At 40.4% G+C, this 20,158-nt stretch carries 16 protein-coding genes and 1 rRNA gene; 9 read left to right on the top strand and 8 right to left on the bottom strand.

Annotated elements, in window-relative coordinates; all coding sequences use genetic code 11:
* The first annotated feature begins 23 nt into the window (after positions 1-23).
* The 3 genes from CH373_RS14340 (at position 24) to CH373_RS14330 (ending at position 3,067) form a co-directional block, all read left to right on the top strand.
* Positions 24-572 (top strand): hypothetical protein, encoded by a 549-nt coding sequence (locus CH373_RS14340; protein WP_100714331.1) that lies wholly within the window; start codon positions 24-26, stop codon positions 570-572.
* Between the two features lie 16 nt (positions 573-588).
* Positions 589-1,677: a carboxylate--amine ligase gene (locus CH373_RS14335; RefSeq protein WP_100714332.1), complete on the top strand. Its 1,089-nt coding sequence runs from the start codon at positions 589-591 to the stop codon at positions 1,675-1,677.
* 91 nt (positions 1,678-1,768) lie between these two features.
* Positions 1,769-3,067 carry an adenylate/guanylate cyclase domain-containing protein gene (locus CH373_RS14330; RefSeq protein WP_100714333.1) on the top strand — a complete coding sequence of 433 codons (1,299 nt, stop codon included), beginning with the start codon at positions 1,769-1,771 and terminating at the stop codon, positions 3,065-3,067.
* Here the strand turns inward: CH373_RS14330 and CH373_RS14325 are convergent.
* The gene (locus tag CH373_RS14325) at positions 3,060-3,725 is read right to left on the bottom strand and encodes a hypothetical protein (protein WP_100714334.1); all 666 of its coding nucleotides are present in this window, start codon (positions 3,723-3,725) and stop codon (positions 3,060-3,062) included. The two genes, CH373_RS14330 and CH373_RS14325, sit on opposite strands and share 8 nt — an antisense overlap.
* Before the next feature lie 79 nt (positions 3,726-3,804).
* Between CH373_RS14325 and CH373_RS14320 the strand changes: the two genes are divergently transcribed.
* Together CH373_RS14320 and CH373_RS14315 are read left to right on the top strand one after the other, a co-directional pair.
* Positions 3,805-4,689, top strand: a complete 885-nt coding sequence (locus CH373_RS14320; RefSeq protein WP_243393407.1) for an alpha/beta fold hydrolase — start codon at positions 3,805-3,807, stop codon at positions 4,687-4,689.
* 56 nt (positions 4,690-4,745) lie between these two features.
* Positions 4,746-5,327 carry an LA_2272/LA_2273 family lipoprotein gene (locus tag CH373_RS14315; protein WP_100714335.1) on the top strand — a complete coding sequence of 194 codons (582 nt, stop codon included), beginning with the start codon at positions 4,746-4,748 and terminating at the stop codon, positions 5,325-5,327.
* A 112-nt stretch (positions 5,328-5,439) separates the two neighbouring features.
* On the opposite strand, the gene CH373_RS14310 is transcribed toward CH373_RS14315, so the two are convergent.
* Both CH373_RS14310 and CH373_RS14305 read right to left on the bottom strand, forming a co-directional pair.
* Complete coding sequence (locus tag CH373_RS14310) at positions 5,440-6,312, bottom strand: helix-turn-helix transcriptional regulator (protein ID WP_100714336.1); 873 nt, start codon at positions 6,310-6,312, stop codon at positions 5,440-5,442.
* A 76-nt stretch (positions 6,313-6,388) separates the two neighbouring features.
* On the bottom strand, positions 6,389-7,033 hold the full coding sequence (locus CH373_RS14305) for an FMN-dependent NADH-azoreductase (RefSeq protein WP_100714337.1): 645 nt from the start codon (positions 7,031-7,033) through the stop codon (positions 6,389-6,391).
* A gap of 249 nt (positions 7,034-7,282) precedes the next feature.
* Here CH373_RS14305 and CH373_RS14300 point away from each other — a divergent pair, with 249 nt between their 5' ends.
* Genes CH373_RS14300 through CH373_RS14290 form a run of 3 tightly spaced genes read left to right on the top strand, consistent with a single transcriptional unit; the run spans position 7,283 to position 9,770 of the window.
* Entirely contained in the window at positions 7,283-8,230 is a 948-nt protein-coding gene (locus CH373_RS14300) for an ABC transporter ATP-binding protein (protein WP_100714338.1), read from the top strand.
* Positions 8,230-8,991, top strand: a complete 762-nt coding sequence (locus CH373_RS14295) for an ABC transporter permease (RefSeq protein WP_100714339.1) — start codon at positions 8,230-8,232, stop codon at positions 8,989-8,991. The genes CH373_RS14300 and CH373_RS14295 overlap by 1 nt, the downstream gene beginning before the upstream one ends.
* A 32-nt stretch (positions 8,992-9,023) precedes the next feature.
* Positions 9,024-9,770, top strand: coding sequence for a CPBP family glutamic-type intramembrane protease (locus CH373_RS14290; protein WP_100714340.1), 747 nt, complete (start codon positions 9,024-9,026; stop codon positions 9,768-9,770).
* Positions 9,771-9,901: 131 nt separating this feature from the next.
* Here CH373_RS14290 and CH373_RS14285 read toward each other — a convergent pair whose 3' ends face one another.
* Entirely contained in the window at positions 9,902-13,063 is a 3,162-nt protein-coding gene (locus tag CH373_RS14285; protein ID WP_100714341.1) for a SpoIIE family protein phosphatase, read from the bottom strand.
* 711 nt (positions 13,064-13,774) lie between these two features.
* Here CH373_RS14285 and CH373_RS14280 point away from each other — a divergent pair.
* Positions 13,775-16,756, top strand: coding sequence for a SpoIIE family protein phosphatase (locus CH373_RS14280; RefSeq protein WP_100714342.1), 2,982 nt, complete (start codon positions 13,775-13,777; stop codon positions 16,754-16,756).
* Positions 16,757-16,841: 85 nt separating this feature from the next.
* Here CH373_RS14280 and CH373_RS14275 read toward each other — a convergent pair whose 3' ends face one another.
* The 4 genes from CH373_RS14275 to CH373_RS14255 all read right to left on the bottom strand — a co-directional run.
* On the bottom strand, positions 16,842-17,732 hold the full coding sequence (locus CH373_RS14275; protein ID WP_100714343.1) for an alpha/beta fold hydrolase: 891 nt from the start codon (positions 17,730-17,732) through the stop codon (positions 16,842-16,844).
* A 118-nt stretch (positions 17,733-17,850) separates the two neighbouring features.
* Positions 17,851-18,819: an NAD-dependent epimerase/dehydratase family protein gene (locus CH373_RS14270; RefSeq protein ID WP_100714344.1), complete on the bottom strand. Its 969-nt coding sequence runs from the start codon at positions 18,817-18,819 to the stop codon at positions 17,851-17,853.
* Between the two features lie 57 nt (positions 18,820-18,876).
* A complete protein-coding gene (locus CH373_RS14265; RefSeq protein WP_100714345.1) occupies positions 18,877-19,413 on the bottom strand; it encodes a TetR/AcrR family transcriptional regulator in 537 nt (178 codons plus the stop codon).
* A 632-nt stretch (positions 19,414-20,045) separates the two neighbouring features.
* A 23S ribosomal RNA gene (locus CH373_RS14255) occupies positions 20,046-20,158 on the bottom strand; the annotation flags it as partial.

Below are 20,158 nucleotides of genomic sequence, written 5' to 3'. Positions count from 1 at the left end.
TGATCGGAACGAAGCAGTATATAATGCAAATCAATGAATCCAATCTAGCAAAATCGCTGTCCTCCCTTCTTTTACAACTCGGCGATATAGTTCGGGGCATCTCTCCGCAAGACTACTCAGCCGGCCTTTCTATACTTTCGGGATCCTCCGTCGGAAAACACGTCCGACATTCAATCGAAATCGCCGAAGCGTTGATAAACGGTAGGCACACAGGTGTAATTTCGTACGACAGAAGAAAAAGAAATCCAGTCTACGAGGTCTCGAACGCCTCTGCTTCGGAAAGATTGTACGAATTGGCTTCTTATCTCGAAATAGCCACATGGGCTGGAGAAGCAAAGGTCTGCTACTTTTCCGGTCCGGATTCCCAAAACGAAGAAATCACGGATACTCATTGGGAAAGAGAACTGCTCTATGTCCAGGATCATACGATTCACCATAATGCGATGATTCGAGTCGCTCTCGAGTCCGAATTGAAAATGAAAGCTGTTCCAAAAAGTTTCGGTATCGCTTTTTCCACCCTAAACTACGAAAATTCTCAAACCAACTCGTCTGAGTCGATTCATATTAAATAAACATTATTTAGTTCGTTTGAAAGATTCAAGAAGCGAAGAAGAATTACTCCAGCTCCAGGACCCGATGGAGTTTTGGTCCACTTGGAGACTCTACCTGCCTCTCGTTCCCTGGGTTTCCTATTTGAGTCTCAGGTCAATCCGTTGGAGCTCCCTAACCTCTCTCGGATTCGGCACCATCGCTGCGGGAAATCCAGGAATTCCGCTCGGAGGTTTGGTAGGAGAATCTAAGTATGAAATCTTATCCAAATTAAATTCCAAACTCTCGTTAAAGTTTGCTTACTTAGAATCCGCTAACGATCGGAGCGTAAAAGGCGTGGTCGAGCAAATGAAAAAGCTCAAGTTGTCCTTTCCGATTATACTTAAACCTGATGCGGGACAAAGAGGACAAGGAGTTCGTTTAATCAAATCGAAAAAGGACATTCAAGAAGTCTTATCCTCAAGCAATGTTCCCCTTTTACTCCAGGAGTATCATCCAGGGCCGTTCGAAGCCGGAATTTTCTATTATAGATTTCCTTTTTCTCCGCGAGGTAAGATCTTTTCCATTACTCGAAAAGTATTTCCTAAGATATTCGGCGATGGAAAAAGCACTTTAGAAGACTTAATCGCAAATCATCCTAGATTCAGAATCCAAGCCAAGGTTTTTCAAGAACGCTGGAAGGACGACTGGAATAAAATTCCCAGAAATTCCGAAAAGTTGCGACTCGCCGAAGCCGGGAACCATTGCCAAGGAACCCTTTTCCTGGACGGCTCCGAATGGATTACCCCCGAACTCGAAGACGCGATCGACCAAATTTCCTCGAACTTTGAAGGATTCTATTTCGGTAGATATGATGTTCGCTTTAAATCCTTAGAAAACTTCAAATTAGGGAAAGGTTTCAAGATCGTAGAACTGAATGGAATTACGTCCGAATCTACGAATCTGTATGACCCTAGGTTTACAAAAACGGAAAGATATAAAATTCTATTTAAACAATGGGCCATTTTGTTTAGAATCGGAAGAGAGGCGATTTCGAAGGGAGCAAAAGGCGCTGGCCTATTTCCCATTCTAGGGTCCCTCTGGAAATTTTATGCTGGAGACAGAATCGTTTCCGATTTGTCTAATTAGAAATTCTATGAAATTTCTTTCCATAATGTAACAATTCAATTATCCTTCGAACTTCTATTAAGTTGGATTGTTAAAGGAAGTGTAAACGGCAATGACAGATAAAATCCTTAATCTAGTTTTTATACTTGTAGGAGATCCTAAAAAGAACTCTTTGGAACACCGTTTGTTCAATGCCGTCGCTCTGATTAATGGAGTATCGAACGTTTTAGGCTCCATTTTTCTAGTAGAACAAGAATACTATTACAGAGTGCTTGCTCTAAACTTAATATCTGGCTTGGCAATGCTGGGAATGTATTACTTTTCTAGGATGAAAAGTATATACTATTCACTGTTTTGGCCATTTAACTTAACGATCCTATTTTACCTTTCGTCCGTCTGGTTTTTGAACGGAGGATCTCAGGGAGGAAATCATTATTACTTTATACCTGCTCTTGTAATCGCGACAATTTTATTACGAGATCATAATGTAGTTTTTATCTATGCCCTTTATTCGCTCTTCCCTCCCGCTCTTTACTGCATAGAATACTTTTACCCGAACTTAGTCGTACCGATCGAAAACCGGATGGAAAAGTATATGGATTTAGGAGGAAATTATTTTTATGTTCAGATTTTAACAGGCGTTCTGATTTTCGTTTTAAGGAGAAACCTGAACATAGAAAGGCGCAAATCGGACAATTTGCTTCGAAACATTCTTCCAGAATCAGTAGCAGACGAATTAAAAAGACATGATAAAGTAATGCCAGTTCGCTATGAAAGTGTTACGGTTCTATTTACAGATATGGCCGGATTCACGCAGCTTGCAGAAAAAATGACTCCCGAAGAATTATTAAACGAACTGGATTTATTCTTTAAAGAATTTGATAAGATTTCCAAGAAAAACGGATTAGAAAAAATTAAGACAATCGGAGACGCTTACATGGCGGCAGGTGGTCTCCCGGAACCGAATAAGACTCATGCTGTGGACGCAATTTTATGCGGTTTAGAATTTCAGAAATTTATGAAACTCCATAAAGAAGAGAGAAGTGCAAAAGGATTGTCGTCCTGGGAGCTTCGCCTAGGAATCCATTCTGGCAGCGTTGTCGCGGGAGTAGTCGGAACTGAAAAATTTGCGTACGATATCTGGGGCGATACCGTGAACACAGCTAGCAGAATGGAAAGTTCGGGTCTTCCTGGAGAAGTGAATATTTCCAAAGAGACTTATTCTGGAGTCGCAAGTTTCTTTGACTGCGAATCGAGAGGCTTAATAAAAGCTAAGAACAAAGGCGAGATCGAAATGTTTTTAGTCAAAGGAATTCGCAAAGAACTCGTAGGCACCGACCAAAAGCCAAACCAAGCGTTCTGGCATTTGTATTCCAAACTGCAGGATAAACCTCAGGCAAAGGTCAGTTAATTCCACTCAAATTGTCTAATATGGAATTCGTCTTCACTCTCGCATCAAACGGTAGTTCTTCCAAAAGATCATATCCGGGATTCTTTTCTTTGAATACGTTTCTTTCGTTTTTTTCGCTTTCAAAGCGATCAGACCAAGAAATAGAAGAACTCGGCGGAAAGGGACTAGGTTCTTCACCTAAAAAGCAAAGATAGTCGCTTAACAATTCTAATATGCGATCCAATTCAGATGAAAAATAACCGAAAATTCCACCAAGAACTTGATTCCCACTGCGATAAGAAAATGTGGAGGCTAGAGAAAACAATTTCTTTGGTGCCAGAATTTCCAAACGATGAAAACTACCATTCTCTCTCATCGCTAAGGAAAAAGAAAGGAACTCAGCATTAATTTTAGATATGGTCACGATTGGGGCATTTTGACCTATATAAGGAATATGAGTACGAACGATTCCATCAATTTCGCTGGGATCTTCAAGGAGATAAGTCAATGCAGCTTCGGAATAAGAATCGTCTAGTCTACGCGCAATCAATCCCGCAAGATATACGCAAGCCTCTCCGCCGGGCTTTCCTGAAATCGGTCGAAGAAAATTTTCAAGGAGTAAAATATGACTAGAGTAAGTTCCTCTCCAATGGCCCTTGGGAAGTTTCGAAAAATCCATACACTTCTCCTTGGAATGCTCCTACTAATTAGGAACGATCTATCTTGGAAAAAGTTAAGCATATTTTGGAAATTTTTTTATGAAACATTCTAATCCGATCGGATTAATTTGCATTTTACTTGTTGGATTTAGCTCCTGCGTATCCTTCGAAGAATGGAGAATGGAAGAATCAGAAGCGTTAGCTTCTCTCAACCAATCTGGAGCCAAGGTACAGATTCAAGAATTGGAATCACTACCTGGGACAAACTCTATCCAGGCTGTAGAAGTAGATTGTGGAACACAGACACGTAGAAATATTTTGGTATTTGTTCACGGATCTCCCGGAAACTGGATACATTATCTAAAGTATATGAAAGATCCTGAATTAAGGAAAACATACTGTATCATTAGTTTGAATCGGCCTGGATTTAGAAATGGTGAATCGGATGCGTCCGTTCCTGATCCGGAAGAACAGGCAAAGAGAATATCCGCATCTGTAAGTTTCTTTCTTTCCAAACTCAGTCGTCCAATCGGGAAGCACTTAGTGATCGTTGGGCATTCCTATGGAGGACCAATCGCAGGAAGGATTGCTACGTTGCTCCCCTCCCATGTAACTGAAATCGTCTTATTAGCCGCGGCATTAGATCCCGAACAGGAAGAGATCAAGTGGTACAACAAATTCGCGAATAGTTGGGTCGCAAAAAATCTTTTACCCAAATCTCTAATTGTAAGTAACGACGAAATGCTGCCTCTCAAAGAACAGTTAGCCACTTTACAACCTACTTGGAGTCAACTAAAGGCCAAAGCTTATATCATCCAGGGGGAAAAAGATACTCTAGTTTCTCCAGAAAATTTGGAATTTGCAAAACGTGTTTTTCCGGAAGGAACTATTGCAAAAGCAATCTTACTTTCGGAACAAGATCACTTTTTGCCATGGAGGGAATTCGATTTGATCAAACAGATACTGTTGGAAATTCCAAAATGAAAAGCCAAAAAATTTTGACTGCCTTATATTTAAAAAGGATAAGCTAATTGATTCAGATGAAAAAGAGACCGAAGCAATTTTCAATTACATTTCTTTTACCTTTATTATTCATTGTTAACTGTAGCTTTTGGGTATATCCGGAGTACGGCGTCAGAGTGCCTGTGGCAGACGGTGTCGAAGCACTCAACCTAAACTTAATCTATGGAAAATCTCACACAATCGCGGGAGTGAGCGTAGGAGGATTCAATGAATCCGACTCTCTCTATGGGGCAAAGGTTGGTGTCATTAATTTTAGCAAAGAGAGCTATGGCGTAACTGTCGGATTGCACAATATCGCTGAGAGGGCCGTCGGCATCCACGTCGGTTTATTAAACGAAACAGGAAAATTGAAATCCGAAAAAACTCCAGAGAAAGAAACCCGCGGTTATGGCTTAAAGGTCGCCGTTGCAAATATAGGCACTGATGAGTATTCTCTCAATATCGGCTTGGCAAACCTTGGCAAATTAGGAGTGAGCATTGGAGCCGTAAACATGGGATCTTTTCTTCAAATCGGACTAATCAACTCTTGTTTTGAAGATCAAAAATCTTTAATCGGACTTAGGCATTTCGTTTTATTTAATCTCTGTTTGGACAAATAATACATTCGAGTCTTAGAACTCCCTCGAATCAGAACATAAATCTGGAGTAAATCTCTCGATTGTTAAAGCAACCCTAGTGTTGGCGTATAATCATTCATGGATGTATTCACGATTATACAGACATTTTCCTTTGCAAAAGAAATTGCTTTGGGGAAATATTATATTTCTGTTTATAAGCTTTAATAAAATGAGAAATATTCTCGTATCCTATCTCAAAAGCAACGTCGGTGACTGTAGTATTTCCTTTTTCTAAAATAGAACGAGCCTTTTCCATTCTCTTGTCCAGCAACCATTGACCCGGAGGACAATGAAACATTTTCTTGAATTCTCTTTGAAATGTGGACAAGCTCCTTCCGGTAAGATCGGCATAGTCTTCCACGGATAAAGGTTTATCATAGTTCTTGTTCATGAATTCTTGTAAGTCTCTCTCCTTTTTCACAGAGTTCGATAATAAATAGGAAATGAAAGTTTCAGATTTATCCTCTATCGTAACCAGTTGAAGGAGCTCCAGCAACTTCCATCTGAGAAGATCTTTTTTGCCGCGCTTTACTCCTTTGAATAAGGATCGTAGATTCGTCAAAAAGAGATCGATCGACTGAGAGTATGGCAAATGAAATAGCATCTCCCGATCCGAATTGGTAAGCAGTCTAACTGACTTGGATGCTAGAAATTCATCCACAATGTCCTGGCTGAAAAAGAAAATAAAACTCTCAAATCGATTTTGTACAGGCAACAAATCGGTTACCATATAAAGATCCTTCGGCATCAAGACGATCTCCCCTTCGTCTATTGGGATTTCCTCCCCTTCAAAGGAAGAGATTCTTTTGTCTCCCTTTAATACTACGGAAAGAGAAAGACTCGAAACGAATACTTCGGACCTGATTACCGGCTTTTCAAGATCTTTGTAATAGATTCCTGAATTCAGATTCGCGGCAAGACACTCGACGTTCGGAGTGTTGGATAAATGTTGAGGAACTATAAACATTTTATTTATTACTCCTTTCTGATTTAATCCGAGTGGTCAAAGCGACCACCCAGATTTTTCCGAGAAATTAAGGACTTCAAACGAAGGAGGCCGCCTTTTCTAATTTCTTATCCTTCAAAAGAAATCCGTCCATACTTTTTATAGCCCTGGTTCTGGATTCTTGGAATGCAGAAGGCGACGTGGCAGTTCCTTCTACCCTCGCAATTTCAACATGATCGAATCCGATAAAGCCAAAGATTAAGCTTAAGTAGGAATCGAGGTGATTCTTCTCCTCCATTTTCGAATCCGAAAAGACAGCACCGCTTGCTGTAATCACAAAGGCCCGCTTTCCTGTTAACAACCCCTGAAAACTGTGATCCGTCATAGAAAACGATTTTCCAATCCTTACGATCTGATCGATATATGCTTTCAGTACGGATGGCACTGTAAAGTTGTACATTGGTGTACTGATCAAAACTGTGTCGACTGATCTGAGTTCTTCAATGAGCTGATCAGAAATCGCAGTGGCGCTACTCAGCTTTCCGTTTAATGGTGGCGGAGCGTAGAACCCTTGGATTGTCATTTCGCTTAAATGTGGAATTGGATAAGCGACAAGATCGCGATAAGAGATCTTGCCCCTGGGATGAGCTGCTTTCCATTTTTCCTCAAATGCGTCAGCTAACTCTCTAGAGACGGATCCTTCTAATCTCGCACTTGCATCAATTCTTAATAAATGAGACATTACGTCCTCCTACAATGATCAGAGGATACAACACTTATAATTTGCCCGCTAACCTCATCCGTGCAAAAATAGCCCGATCCGGTCAAAACCGATTTTTTATTATTTATTGCCCTTACCCATAGATACACTCCTTAAAACGACAGACTCCGGTCGATGAGGTCCACCAATCGAAATGATGGTAGCAAGCATTCCTGCGATTCTTAGGCTGGACATTTTAAAGGCCACTGAAGTTCGCGGAACATTTAAGACATGAAGATTACAAAGAAGAATTCAAAGCAACCGATCATATCAATTAATAATCTTTCCAAGACATACGGTAAGGGCTCTCAAGCATTAAAGAATGTTAATTTGGAAATTCAAGAAGGCGAAATTATCGCCTTGTTAGGCCCAAACGGAGCGGGTAAAACTACCTTGATCTCGATTATTTGTGGGATAGTAAATCCGAGTTCCGGTTCGGTTACTGTCGCTAACAAAGATATCATCGAAGACTTTCGATTTACCAGATCGATCATAGGGTTAGTTCCGCAGGAGCTAACATTGCACTCCTTCGAATCCGTATGGACAACAGTAACTTTTACACGTGGCCTTTTTGGAAAGGCACCAAACAAAGAGCATGTGGAGAAAGTTTTAAAATCACTCTCTTTACTAGAAAGAAAGGACCAGATGACGATGACTCTTTCCGGTGGTATGAAGCGGAGAGTTTTGATCGCTAAGGCTTTAGCCCACGAACCAAAGATATTATTTTTGGACGAACCTACTGCCGGAGTGGACGTAGAATTAAGAAAAGATATGTGGAATATAGTTCGTTCTTTACGAGACTCTGGAGTAACAATTATCCTAACCACGCATTACATCGAAGAGGCCGAGGAAATCGCCGATAGAATCGGAGTAATAAACAATGGAGAACTTATCTTAGTAGAAGATAAGAAAGAGCTAATGCGCAAGTTAGGAAAAAGACAGCTTATACTGGATCTAAACTCTCCTGTGCGTAAGCTACCTACTTCTCTTAAATCGCACGAGTTGGAGATTTCTTCCGACGGAAAAAAACTGACTTATACCTACGATACTCAAAGTAAGCAAACCGGCATAACCAATCTTTTGGATGATTTGCGTCGTGCAAAAATAGACTTTAAAGATCTAAACACAACCCAAAGCTCTCTAGAAGAAATATTTGTAAAACTCGTAAAGGAATCCTAATGAACATTCACGCAATCAAATCCATTTATTTATTCGAAATGTCCAGGACTTGGAGGACTTTACTACAGAGCATCGCTTCTCCAGTAATATCCACTTCGCTTTATTTCATAGTTTTTGGCTCTGCGATCGGATCCAGAATCCAAGAAGTGAACGGAGTACCCTACGGATCGTTTATTGTTCCGGGATTAATTATGCTTTCGTTATTAACCCATAGTATTGCCAACGCTTCGTTCGGGATTTACTTTCCGAAATTCACCGGAACGATTTACGAAATTCTTTCGGCGCCTGTCTCGATGGTAGAAATACTTTTCGGTTTTGTAGGGGCTGCTGCAACAAAATCAGTGATCCTCGGAGCAATCATGCTGGTCACAGCTTCTTTCTTTGTTCCCGTCAAAATCGCACATCCGTTTTTAATGGTGTTCTTCCTAATCCTAACTTCTATTTCGTTTAGTCTTTTCGGATTTATCATCGGAATTTGGGCAGACAATTTCGAAAAGTTACAATTGATTCCGTTACTTATAATCACTCCATTGGTTTTTCTAGGAGGAAGTTTTTACTCTGTAAATATGCTGCCTCCATTCTGGCAAACAGTGACTTTGTTCAATCCAGTACTCTATTTAGTCAGCGGATTTCGATGGAGTTTTTACGAACTTGCGGATGTTCAAGTGGGCATCAGTCTCGCAATGATTACTCTTTTTCTGACAGGATGCTTAATCGTTGTTTGGTGGATCTTTAAGACAGGATATCACATTAAAAAATAATTTATTAAATTATAAAATAGGATCTTTGCAATTTGGAAATAACACTACTCCAACCTTTAGGTGATTATATTCTAAGAGTGTTACCAGCACTTGCGATCACAGTCCTATTTTGGATATCCATCAAACCTGATGCAAGGCTTAGGATTTTGATCTATATCCTACTCTTTGTTTTGTTCCGGGATGCGATGACGGGGGCCCGACTTTGGGCCTTTGGTTCTGCGGGAGGTTTCTGGATCCGACTTTCGGATTCTCCTCCAATCTTAATCTTGCTAGGTTTTTTTTCTTTAGCCATCGTCGTCTCGCTTTGGAAGTTTGATTCTGAAAATAGAGAATGGATCCTATGGGTTAATGGAAACAAGATCCTCGGAATTACTGTCGGCATTCTGTCCGGAATCTTAGTCGCGCTACCTATTTGGTTTTTGAACAGATGGACAGGTTCTTCGAACGCTGGAGGTATTGTTTCATCGAGCCTTTACTTACCGCTGCTGTGGTTTGCTTTGGTCGGAAATTTGTACGAAGAATTTTTATTTAGAGGATATATCAGAGGCATTGCAGAGGAAAAATTCGGATGGGTTCGAGCGTCCATTATCTCGGGCGTAAGCTTTTCCTTTTTTCATATTTTCTTAGCAACAACAGTTAGCTCTGTAGGACTTCCTCTTCTCGCATTTGCACTTTGGGAAGGCGTAATCTGTGGATTTATCGCTTCGAAATGGGGAATCGTTTCTTCTACGATTACGCACGGATTCGGAATCTGGATTTTAGCTACCGGTATAGCCTAATCAATATTACTTGCAACCTGCTCTAGCAAGATCTGCAATTTGATAAACAAAGCGATAGCTTGAAAACTTCCTGAGTTGCACTCTATCTCTTCAATAAATTGCTCGATGGAATTTAGGAGCAAAGTCGAAAGTCAAACACCCTTTCCATTTTCTTTGGCGTGTTTTTTAAGTATGGCAGAGATTCTTAGTGCAGTTTCATTTTCGGGTTCGATTTTTAGTGCTGCATGAATCGAGGAAGCCGCGCGAGAGTAGTTTTTTAGAACGATAAAAATTTCGCTCAAATTCAACAAATTCTTAAAGTGGTCCGGTTCCCTTAACTTTAAGCGTTCAGCGAAATCTAAAGCCTTGTGAATTTTGCCTGCCTTGCGAGCAGCAAACGAGGCTACGTATAATATTTCGCTGTCGATCGGCTTAATACTGATATAATCTTCTGCGTGCCTTACTGCTTGGGAATAATCCTTTAATTTCAAAAACAATTTTACGAAGTTCTTTTTTACCTCCGGAATGCGACTATCCAGAGCTTCCGCCTCTTCTAAATAGCTGATCGCTTCTTGTATGTCTTTGTTTTGCGAGGAGTTTCTGGCTTTCCTAAGCAACTCTCGGACCCTCTCTTTTTTTTCGTCCTCAATCTCATCCATCCCTTCTTCGGCCTTAAATGAAAGTCGAATGAGAGAAAGGTCGTCACTCAAAAGACCCTTCTTAAGAGTTATTCTATATATTTCGTTCAAGTCCCCTTTAGCTTCTTCCACAGTTCGCAGGAAAACCAATTCATCGTCGTTGATAATCCGATCACCATCCGCATCGGTTCCTACAATAATGTCGTCCCTGCCGTCCGAACCGGCAAAAATAACATCCCCGGGTTCCAGTTGGAAAGTCTTAATAAAAATACTTCCTTCCATTCCGGTCGTGCCCAATTTCCTAAACATAAATTCATTTTCAATAAAGCTCGCGATCCCGTCTCTATACAAAACCGTCCATGGATGCTCTGCATTCAAGAAATATAATATTCCAATTTCATCATCCACTAATCCGATTACGGACGAGACCAACATGGATCCGTCAAAACTTTCAAATACCTTATGCAATTCGATAAAAGCGTTCTTGAGCCATCGCTCCGGCGAAAGTTCCTTCATGCTTTCGACGAGCTTTGTTCTTTCAATAATTGACTCAAAGACAGCACCCAAGACCAGAGCACCTCCAGCACCCTGCATCGATTTTCCCATTGCATCACCGTTCAAAAATACAGTGTAAGATCTTCCCTGGAGCTGAATGCGATTGGAAATATTTAAGTCACCGCCGATTTCGTCGTGGTATTTTCTAAATGTAAACTTCTTCTTTTGCTCCATCAAGAAATCTACTTTTACGTTTTCCTGAATTGCTCTGTTTGCGCCTAAAGGCTTAATCAAAAGGGAAGTCAGGAAGTAATCTCCATCCTGTTGGCGTTTAAGTTCTTGAACTTCCCCCAAGGTCTGCTCAAGCTCCTTAGTTCTTTCTTTCACCTTCTCTTCCAGCCCGTTAGCATACTGCTCTAATCTTTTTCTAGCAGCCTGAATCGATCTCGCCATCCTATTAAAAGATCGAGCAATAAAGCCGATCTCATCCTCCACTCGCGGAGTAAGCCTATATTCAAAGTTTCCTGAATTTACTTCGGTTAAACCGACAACAACTTCTTCCATAGGCTTTACAAAAGCGTTATGGAAGAAGTAACGAAAGCCAAAACTGATTGTAAACATTACGATCAAGAGAAAGGAAACCAAAACAAAGGATGGTTCGTGAATGAACGCCCTGAGGGATCTGTAGTCAAAACCGACTTCGTATATTTTTTCATCTAAGGAATTTACAACCAAATAGGAAACGTAAAACTGGGGAAGTTTATCTCCCGAATTCATGAACTTAGTTCCCCTGTAGATCCTTTCTCCGACTTCACGAATCGGAGAAAGAGGAATGATCACCGCAGTCCTAATCTCCAGAGGAGATTTGCCAGATTCGATTTCCTTCTGAACCTTCTCATTTACTTTGCTTAAAATTCCGGACAAACCGATCTTGTCGGAACTGAGCAACTTCCCAACCGCGCGCGCATCAGTTTTAGAGGGTAAATTCAGGAAGCGACTTTTGACTACGTTCAGGTTTTGAGTACAATCGCGAAAAAAGCTGGCAACTTCCTTGTCGGTCACCTTACTGTTTCCTTTTGATTCTAAAAATTGGCGAAGCCCTTCTTCGTATGCATAAAACTCTTTTGGTGCGTTCGATAATAGCTTTTTAGAGATTTCCCACCGTTGCTTGGCTTCCATTGACCCAAGCCCGGTAAGATTTCTAACTACATTAAAAAACCTTAATTCTTGCCTGTCTTCAGAATCAAACCTAGAATCTTTTTCTCCCTTTTCAGTATTAAATTTATTTTCCTTAGGATCAAAGGAAATTATGTACGAAAGCGAATCCGGTTTTTGTCCTTGGAAAACAGCCAGCTGAGCAGCTTGAGCCTTGATTTGGTCGTAAGAGATGTCATATTTGCTTAGAATAATATAGCCAACTAATTGAAACGCTAAAAGGAATGTGGCGAGAGTCACAGCAACTATCTTGCTTAGAATCGTTGTTTTCTCTTTGGTCGCGTTTGCATACACTATGAGTACCATAAACAAACCGGCGACCATGGCGATGCTGACCACATTTTGGAATACCTTTCTCGTTATTAAACCATCCCTGCTCAGAGCGTTTAAAATTCCCGGAACAACTGTAATAGTTGAATAAGCTAAAGCGATGTAGATGATCCATCGCCTTTCGGGTCCCTTTTCTACAATAGCTCTCCAAACAGCAGATGAGATAAATGAAAGATTATAACCGAGTATAATGATCGCAAAAATCTTGTAGAATTGGTATGTTTCAAAATCCCAATAATCGCTCCCCATTACGAATCTTTGAACTGAATTTAAGGAAACGATCATGTATGCGATGCTGATCGCTATGATTCCTAAATACAAAAGTCCATAGATTGTCAGGCCGGTGTTTACTTTCTTCGGTCCAGGAAAATAGAAGAAAAAGATAAAGCACTGCACGAAACCCATAAGCGGTCCCACAATTGCAAACAAACGATGATAAATTGTCCAAGTTTCGTAAGAAACGAAAGCGAGCATGTACCCGAAATGGTACAAGGTCATTGCTATTGTGGATAGTCCTAGATGAAATGCGGCCTTACTTCTGCCCTTAAGCGTCAGAAAGAAAAGAGATACATATAAGGAAAAGAGGCAGGCGTTAAGGGATCCGAAAAAATAAAAGTTAAAGTAGAATTGATCCATAAAGTGGCGCCTACGAAAAAATCATCAGTAACATCTTAGTCAAGGAAAATCGATAAACGAGCAAAATCCACCCTAGCACCTCGGCGCCAGGAGTGTTTTCGAACTGGAATTGGAGACATTATTTCACTTCTTTCGGCAGGTGGTTTCGTCTGACTGCATGCGCGTAAATAGACGACGCAAAACAGAAATTGATAACAGAAGTAGGTAATAACCCTTATTGAAATTAGATCCTTTTCTCAATCCGAACAAACCGATCAGAGCATACCGACTAACTTTGAAGCAGGCGCTACAGTGTTTTCGCAAATACGAATCGAGCTGAGGCTCACTTTTAAAAATCTTGATTTGAGGAATAAGGACAAAAGGAACCGAACGCAGATCGTTCAGTCCAGAATCCAAATTGAGCCCTAGCCTCTTAAGCAGACCTCAAGCCCGAAAATAATCCCAAAGATTTAAGGAAAAATAAGCGATTACGTCGTCTCATTTAAAATGATACAAATGCATTCAATTTAAAATTAAATAATCATAATTTAGTCTTATTTTTTTCGAACATTTTTAAGACCAATATCAACTGGATTACGGGAGAATATGCCGATCATTTTAGCAATGAATTTGTTGTTTGATACAAAGTCCTTTTACCCAGGCCCACTTCGGCGCAGAAGCCATGGATTGAACTTGACTTATAGAATTTTTAATTGAGAATATTTTAATAACATGTATGATTCAATTTTATTTTCTCATCATGCGATAGGAGTCTTTTCGCTTTTCCTGCTAACCATCGTTCTTGCAGGATTCTTAATTTTCAAACAGAACAAAACAGTCCCGACATATTATCTTATCATAATGTATCTCTGTTATGGAGTCATGTTTTTAGGATACTTCATTTCTTACTCCATTTTTGATCCTATTTCCGCTTACCATCGATACTTCACAGTTTTTACGATCTTCGGAATCATATGTCTGCTTGAATTTGTGTATGTATTTCCTAAGAACATTTACCCCAAAGAGTCCAAAATAGTTTTCGGAATCGCGTTAGCGCTGGGAGCAGTTACCTGGATTCATTTTATCTATAACACTTTAAACAGAGAGAAGACCTTCTCTTTTACTGCCCATCAATTTAGTTTCGATTTCGGAAAAGAAGCCGGAGCAGCCATTTTACTTTGTTATGCTGTTTGTATAATTGTTCTCTTCCGGAAAATGATACGCTTTTCATCCTATTCCGGAATTCTAGCCAGGTGGAGTGAGTCTGCCCAAAATTTGCCGATTTTTCTTCGGTTACCGATTCGATTTCTTTTAAGTATTCCTATTGGATTTATCAAAATCATTTTCGCTAAAGGAAAAGAGGCGCTTGCTCTACGGGCATTCTTATTCACAATTTTTCTAAACGTCTTAAACGCATATAATAACGTTCTAAATAAATCAGGACTTATTACTTACGATACTTACGCAATCGCTTACTTTGTTCTCTCCGTGCTATCAGTCTTTTTTATTCAGATGGCCTATCTCAACCATTCACCGGAACCGACCAGCTTTATGGTAAAGATACTTTCGAGCGCAGTTGTCGCAGTAATTCTTGCCCTGGCTGCCGTAAGCTATATCACTTTGTTCTCTCTCGATAAAGCACTAGACAAAGAAAGTTTAGTAGAAATGAATTCTGTTAAAAAGGCGATCGAAAACGGAGAATCCGATTTTCCTTCTGCCGTTAAATATGTAATTTCTCGACCTTCCGGACCAGGAATTTTCGACCACTCTTACGAGATATTGTTTAATAAGAATTCGGAAATAAATTCGAAAATTCTAAAAGAAGGCGAGCAAAGATATAAAAAGCAAGAGCTAAGGGAACTGATCGAAAGGAACAAGAAAAAGTTTAAAGGTAAGACCGAGAGTGAATTAGAATCCATTTCGTTAAACGAAATGAAAAAAGTACAGTCACCTCTCAAGACCAGATTGTATAGGATGGCTGGTAACTATTATCTTCATTATGATTTTGAAATAGCTCAAACCAGGTATGAAGTCGGATTTAGCTATAAAGACTTCAGACAAGTGATTCACGATACTGCAAAGTGGCTGGTTATAATTCAACTTGGAACTACTGTTTTTATACTGATTGCTTTTCCATTTTTGTTAAGAGTTAGTCTTGTTGTTCCATTGAACAAGCTTTTGTCCGGTGTGGAAAAAGTTAACCACGGAGACCTAACTGTAAACGTTCCGATCAAGGCAATGGATGAAGTGGGATTTCTATCTTTATCATTCAACTCAATGGTGGATTCGATTAGAAGCGCCAGAGAAGAATTGCAGAATTATGCCGATCACCTTGAAGAGAAGGTGGTAGAAAGAACAAGAGAAGTTCAAGAGAAAATGGAAGAGGTGCAAAGACTGAAAATCCAGCAGGATGGAGATTACTTCTTAACTTCTCTTCTCGCCAAACCATTGTTTTATAATGCGAACAAATCCCCAAGAGTAAGCACGAACTTTCTTATTAAACAAAAGAAATACTTCGAGTTCCGCAACAAGCAGGGTGATCTCGGCGGAGACATCTGTATTACTGGAAATCTAAGATTAGGAGAACCAGATAATTACAAACAGTACACGATGGCCATGAACGGCGACGCAATGGGGAAATCCATGCAAGGAGCCGGTGGCTCTCTCGTAATGGGAGTCATGATGAATTCGATCATGGCTCGTTCTGCTGCAAATCGAAGAGTTCTGAACAGGACTCCGGTTCAGTGGATGACCGAAGTTTATAACGAGGTGCATTCGGTATTTAAAAGTTTTGATGGAAGTATGGTCATCTCTGCAACTGTCCTGTTGATTTGCGACGAAACCGGAGAAATGTATTACTGGAATGCAGAGCATCCATTCTCGGTTCTATATCGAGACAAAAAAGCATCCTTTATCGAAAGTGGCTTAGAGCTAAGAAAGTTAGGATTGGATTCCGAATATACTTTCCAAGTACATAAGTTTCAATTATATCCCGGAGATGTCATAATATTAGCCTCAGATGGTAGGGATGATTTACTCTTATCTAGTGAAGGCGGCACCAGGGTAATAAATGAGGACGAAACGCTTTTCTTGAAAGTCGTCGAAAAGTCCGAAGCTGACATAGAAATTATGGAAGGTCATATTCGTGAGATCGGAGAAGTAATCGATGACTTATCAATATTACGAATTGGTTATCAAGAAGTAGGGTCCCCTCGAATTCCTCAAGATATACATATTAAAGAGGAACAGGAAGACAGGGTCACTTTACAAACTCTTTATAAAGAAGGCAAAGAGTTATATAGAAACGGAGAAGTTCAAAAGGCAATCGGAGTATTACTTGACGCGTACACATCCGACTCGTCGAACCAAAGACTAAATAAGCTACTAGGACTTCTGAGTTTTAAAGAAAAAGACTACCCCCTTGCTGTAAAGGTGTTGAGTCATTATTTAAGCTACGATCCTGATACAGCAGAGCTCTGGCATTATCTATCGATTGCTGAAAAACGTCTCGGCAATCTAACCCAAGCCCTAGAGGCCGCAATGATGGTGAACAAGCTGCAACCCATGAATGTTCAAAATTTGGTTCATCTTTCCGACTTGAATCGACTCTTGGGTAATAAAAACCAAGCGATCGAATTTACGAAGACTGCAGAAGAGATAGACCCGGAAAATAAGAACATTCGAAAGTTGAAAAAGCTTTTAGAGATAGACTAGTCAAAGCACGCAGCCTAGGCAAATCTAAATCCGAATCTTAGTCTAGGTCTTATTTTTAGACTTCATCTCAAACTTGATCTTAGCTTTAAGGCGAATCCAAGAAATCTTGAACAAAAGCTGCGGTCAGCTCAGGATATCGATCCTTTCCTTGTGACATGATCGCCTCGCCCAAATAATCTCCGTGTCCACCCGGGAGGATCAAAAGCCTTGCTTTCGGGATCATTCGAACCATTTCAACCGCATGCTCCAATCTCGGAATGTCTTTGTCTCCGAGGAGGATCAAAGTAGGAATTCCTACAGATTTAACCTCTCTATCATTCAGGTCCTTAAAGGTTCTCATCCTAGCAACGTCTTTATCATACATGGTCCTCAACTTTTGAGGATCAGGATTTACTTTTAGGAAGGCATCCTTCAAAGCTTGGGGCATACTTTCGAAAGTAGCCTTCTTCATAGAATTCCAAATCGTTGGATCGGCACCTTCCCTTTTCGTAAAGGAAGAAGCGAATACTAGTTTGCGGACAAATTCGGGATTTCGGATCGCAATATGCAAGGCCACGCTCGCTCCATTACTAAAACCGAATATATCCACTCTTTCCATCTTAAGAAATTTCAAAAGAGCAACCACATCTTCCGCCGAAGTTTCAAAACTTACCGGAGCATTCCTGTCCGTTGTCCTTCCATGTCCTTGTTCGTCTAGAGCGATTACTCTTCGGTGCTGAGAGAGGAATGGAAGAATTCGACCATAAGTTACTTCTATCGTGGAGCCACCTCCATTCAAAAGAACAAGCGGGACTCCTTCCTTTTTACCGTGAACCTCATAATACATTTGAATACCGCGGACAGGAGCAAGACCTTTTTCGAAGGGCTCAGATTCGATAGTAAGCGGCAGCTCTCTGAGTTGAATAGGCCGATTAGAAGAACAAGATACACCTATAAAAAGAAGAAAAAAGTAATATAGAAAATTATAAAATTTCATCTAAAATCTCCTGTCTTCTTGTTTAACATTTTCCAGACAATCTGTCAATCTCGCTGTACTCGCCAAGGTCCTCCTCTCATAGGCAACAAGACCGTCTCCAGAAAACTGCCAACTTGCTTTAGCTTCCGGATTCCTTTTTTTGGCTTTTTCTGACCAAGATTTCCAGAGTGTTTCTAATTCCTTGTGCAAAAGAAGTTTTAGGAATCGGTCCTATCTTTTGTTCGTATTTACTGCCACTTAGTAGCAAGGGATCTTCCATCAAGTAAGTCATCTCTACTACTTCTTTCAAAAAACGGTCAAATAATCCAAGGAACTGCAATGATCTTTTTCCGATCGGTATCAAGATCCGAGATTTATTGAGAACTGATTCAGCGATTTGTAGGATTTCTTTTCCTGAAATAGTTCCTCCGGGAATATTCCAATTCTGACCGTAAAATTCGGGCCTCAAGGAGATCTCCACTATCATCTTTGCGGCGTCAGGTAAGTAAACATATTCTCTCTTCGGTTTCAGAGGACCGAAAAAGAGGGCAGGCTTTCCGTTCGCCAAGGCTTCGAAAGTAGGATCAAGATAAGCGGCCTGACTAGTAGGACCATAATAATCTGGAAGCCTCACAATCAAAGGTTTTGCTTTCTTCCATCTATTAGAAAAAACTAAATTTGCAAATGCTTCCTTTAGTTTTCCTTTTTTAGTGTGGGGTGAAAACGGGTAATCCTCCGTGACTGAATAACCCGGATTCTTGCCGTAAACATAGACTCCGTCCACGAAGACCACTTGCTTCCCTGTCTGTTCCGCTGCCTGCATCACGCTCTCACCCAAGGGCAAAAGTTTTTCTTCCATCTCCACATAACCAACGTTTGCCGTTTGAAAAATGAAATCAGCATTTTGGAAAATCGGGACCAGTGATTCGGGTGAAAATACATCTCCGACGGCAAGCTCCAATCCCCTGGGCCTTCCCCATTCTTCGACTAGATTCTCCATTTTCTGTTGGCTTCTTCCTAATATCGTAGTATGGATCCCTCTCGAAAGTAGCTCCAAAGTGATCGCCTGACCGCTCCCACCTGTTCCACCTAATACTAAAGCTCTCATATTCTTTCTCCTTGAGTAGTTATTGATTAATCAATTACAAATTAGCACAAAAAAAAATCAGCGCTTCCTCTGATATGTAAGTTCAGGGGAATGTAGCGCAAACGCCAGATTGCATAGAAATCCCCTAGCTAAAAAATCCTTAGCTTGGTTTTCCGAATCTTTGATCCCCGCATTTTCAAATTTTGCTTTTACCTGTTCCTTTAAGCGAACGATAGATTTCTTAACCAGTTTCTGAATATTCTCTTCTGCAATTCCCCAGGTCTGGATCTGAAGCAAAATCTCATTCGGATACTTTTTCATAAGATCTTCGTAAGACCGGATCAAGTCTTCCAACAAGGTTTCCTTTTTTCCATGAACCTTTTCAAACTCCTGGAAGATCCTATCGTAAATCAATTGAACAACCTCGAGGAACAGAGCCTCTTTCGTTTCAAAAAAACGATAGATATACGGCTGAGAAATTCCTGCAACCTTGGAAACATCCGCAGTGGTTACTTTATGATAGCCGATCCTGGCAAATACTTCAATGGCAGCCTCCAGGATATCTGTCCTTCTCTCCTCAGATGTAGACCGGCTTGTCTTTGCTTTAGTTGGCATATTTGTTATTGATCAATCAATAACAAATAGAAAAAATTTGTCAAACCGAAAAATAGATTTTTACTCTAGAAAAATTTCCGCCGATGCACATACAAGCCAGCACTGACTTTACTCACTCCTGCAGCCTTCGCCATAAATAACGAATCCCTAATACAAGCAGCAATAATCCGAGAGCGTAAAAAGCCAATTGAAAGGTAACTACAGTAACAAAGAGTACAAACTTCAAAAACAAGATTAAAAGAAGGAAGAGAAGAATAAAACTTAGAATAGCCCAAATCATAACAGAATCATGATTAGAATGAAAGGCTCGCAAAATACTTTTTTATCTTTCTGCTCAATTCCAAAACAAAAAGACCGTCCCGGACAGAACAGGAAGTCCGAAGCATAGACTCCCTTAGAGAACAAAAAAGCCAGGTGGTTAAACCTGGCTTTTAATAATACATTGTTCCTAACATTCTCCGTTAATGGGATACCCATTAACAGAGGCCTTACGGCTATCATAACTGCGAATGAAACACACTTTGTTGTTTCTGATCATCGTATATGGATGTTCATAAGCGGCATTTGTTAGATGCCGCTTTTGGCGTTGCCACTAAAGAAAGAAGTAAGTCTTTCTTTAGTATTTTCGTAATATGGTCAAGCCTCACGAGCTATTAGTATCACTCGACTCAATATGTTGCCATACTTACATCTGTGACCTATCAACCGGGTCATCTTCCCGGGCTCTTCAGGGGATTGCTCCCAG

Origin of the sequence: Leptospira perolatii, from assembly GCF_002811875.1 — a bacterium.
In the GTDB taxonomy this organism is placed as follows: Bacteria; Spirochaetota; Leptospiria; order Leptospirales; family Leptospiraceae; genus Leptospira_B; species Leptospira_B perolatii.
Note: the sequence above shows the minus strand (reverse complement) of the source record. Positions and strands in the feature narration are given on the sequence as shown.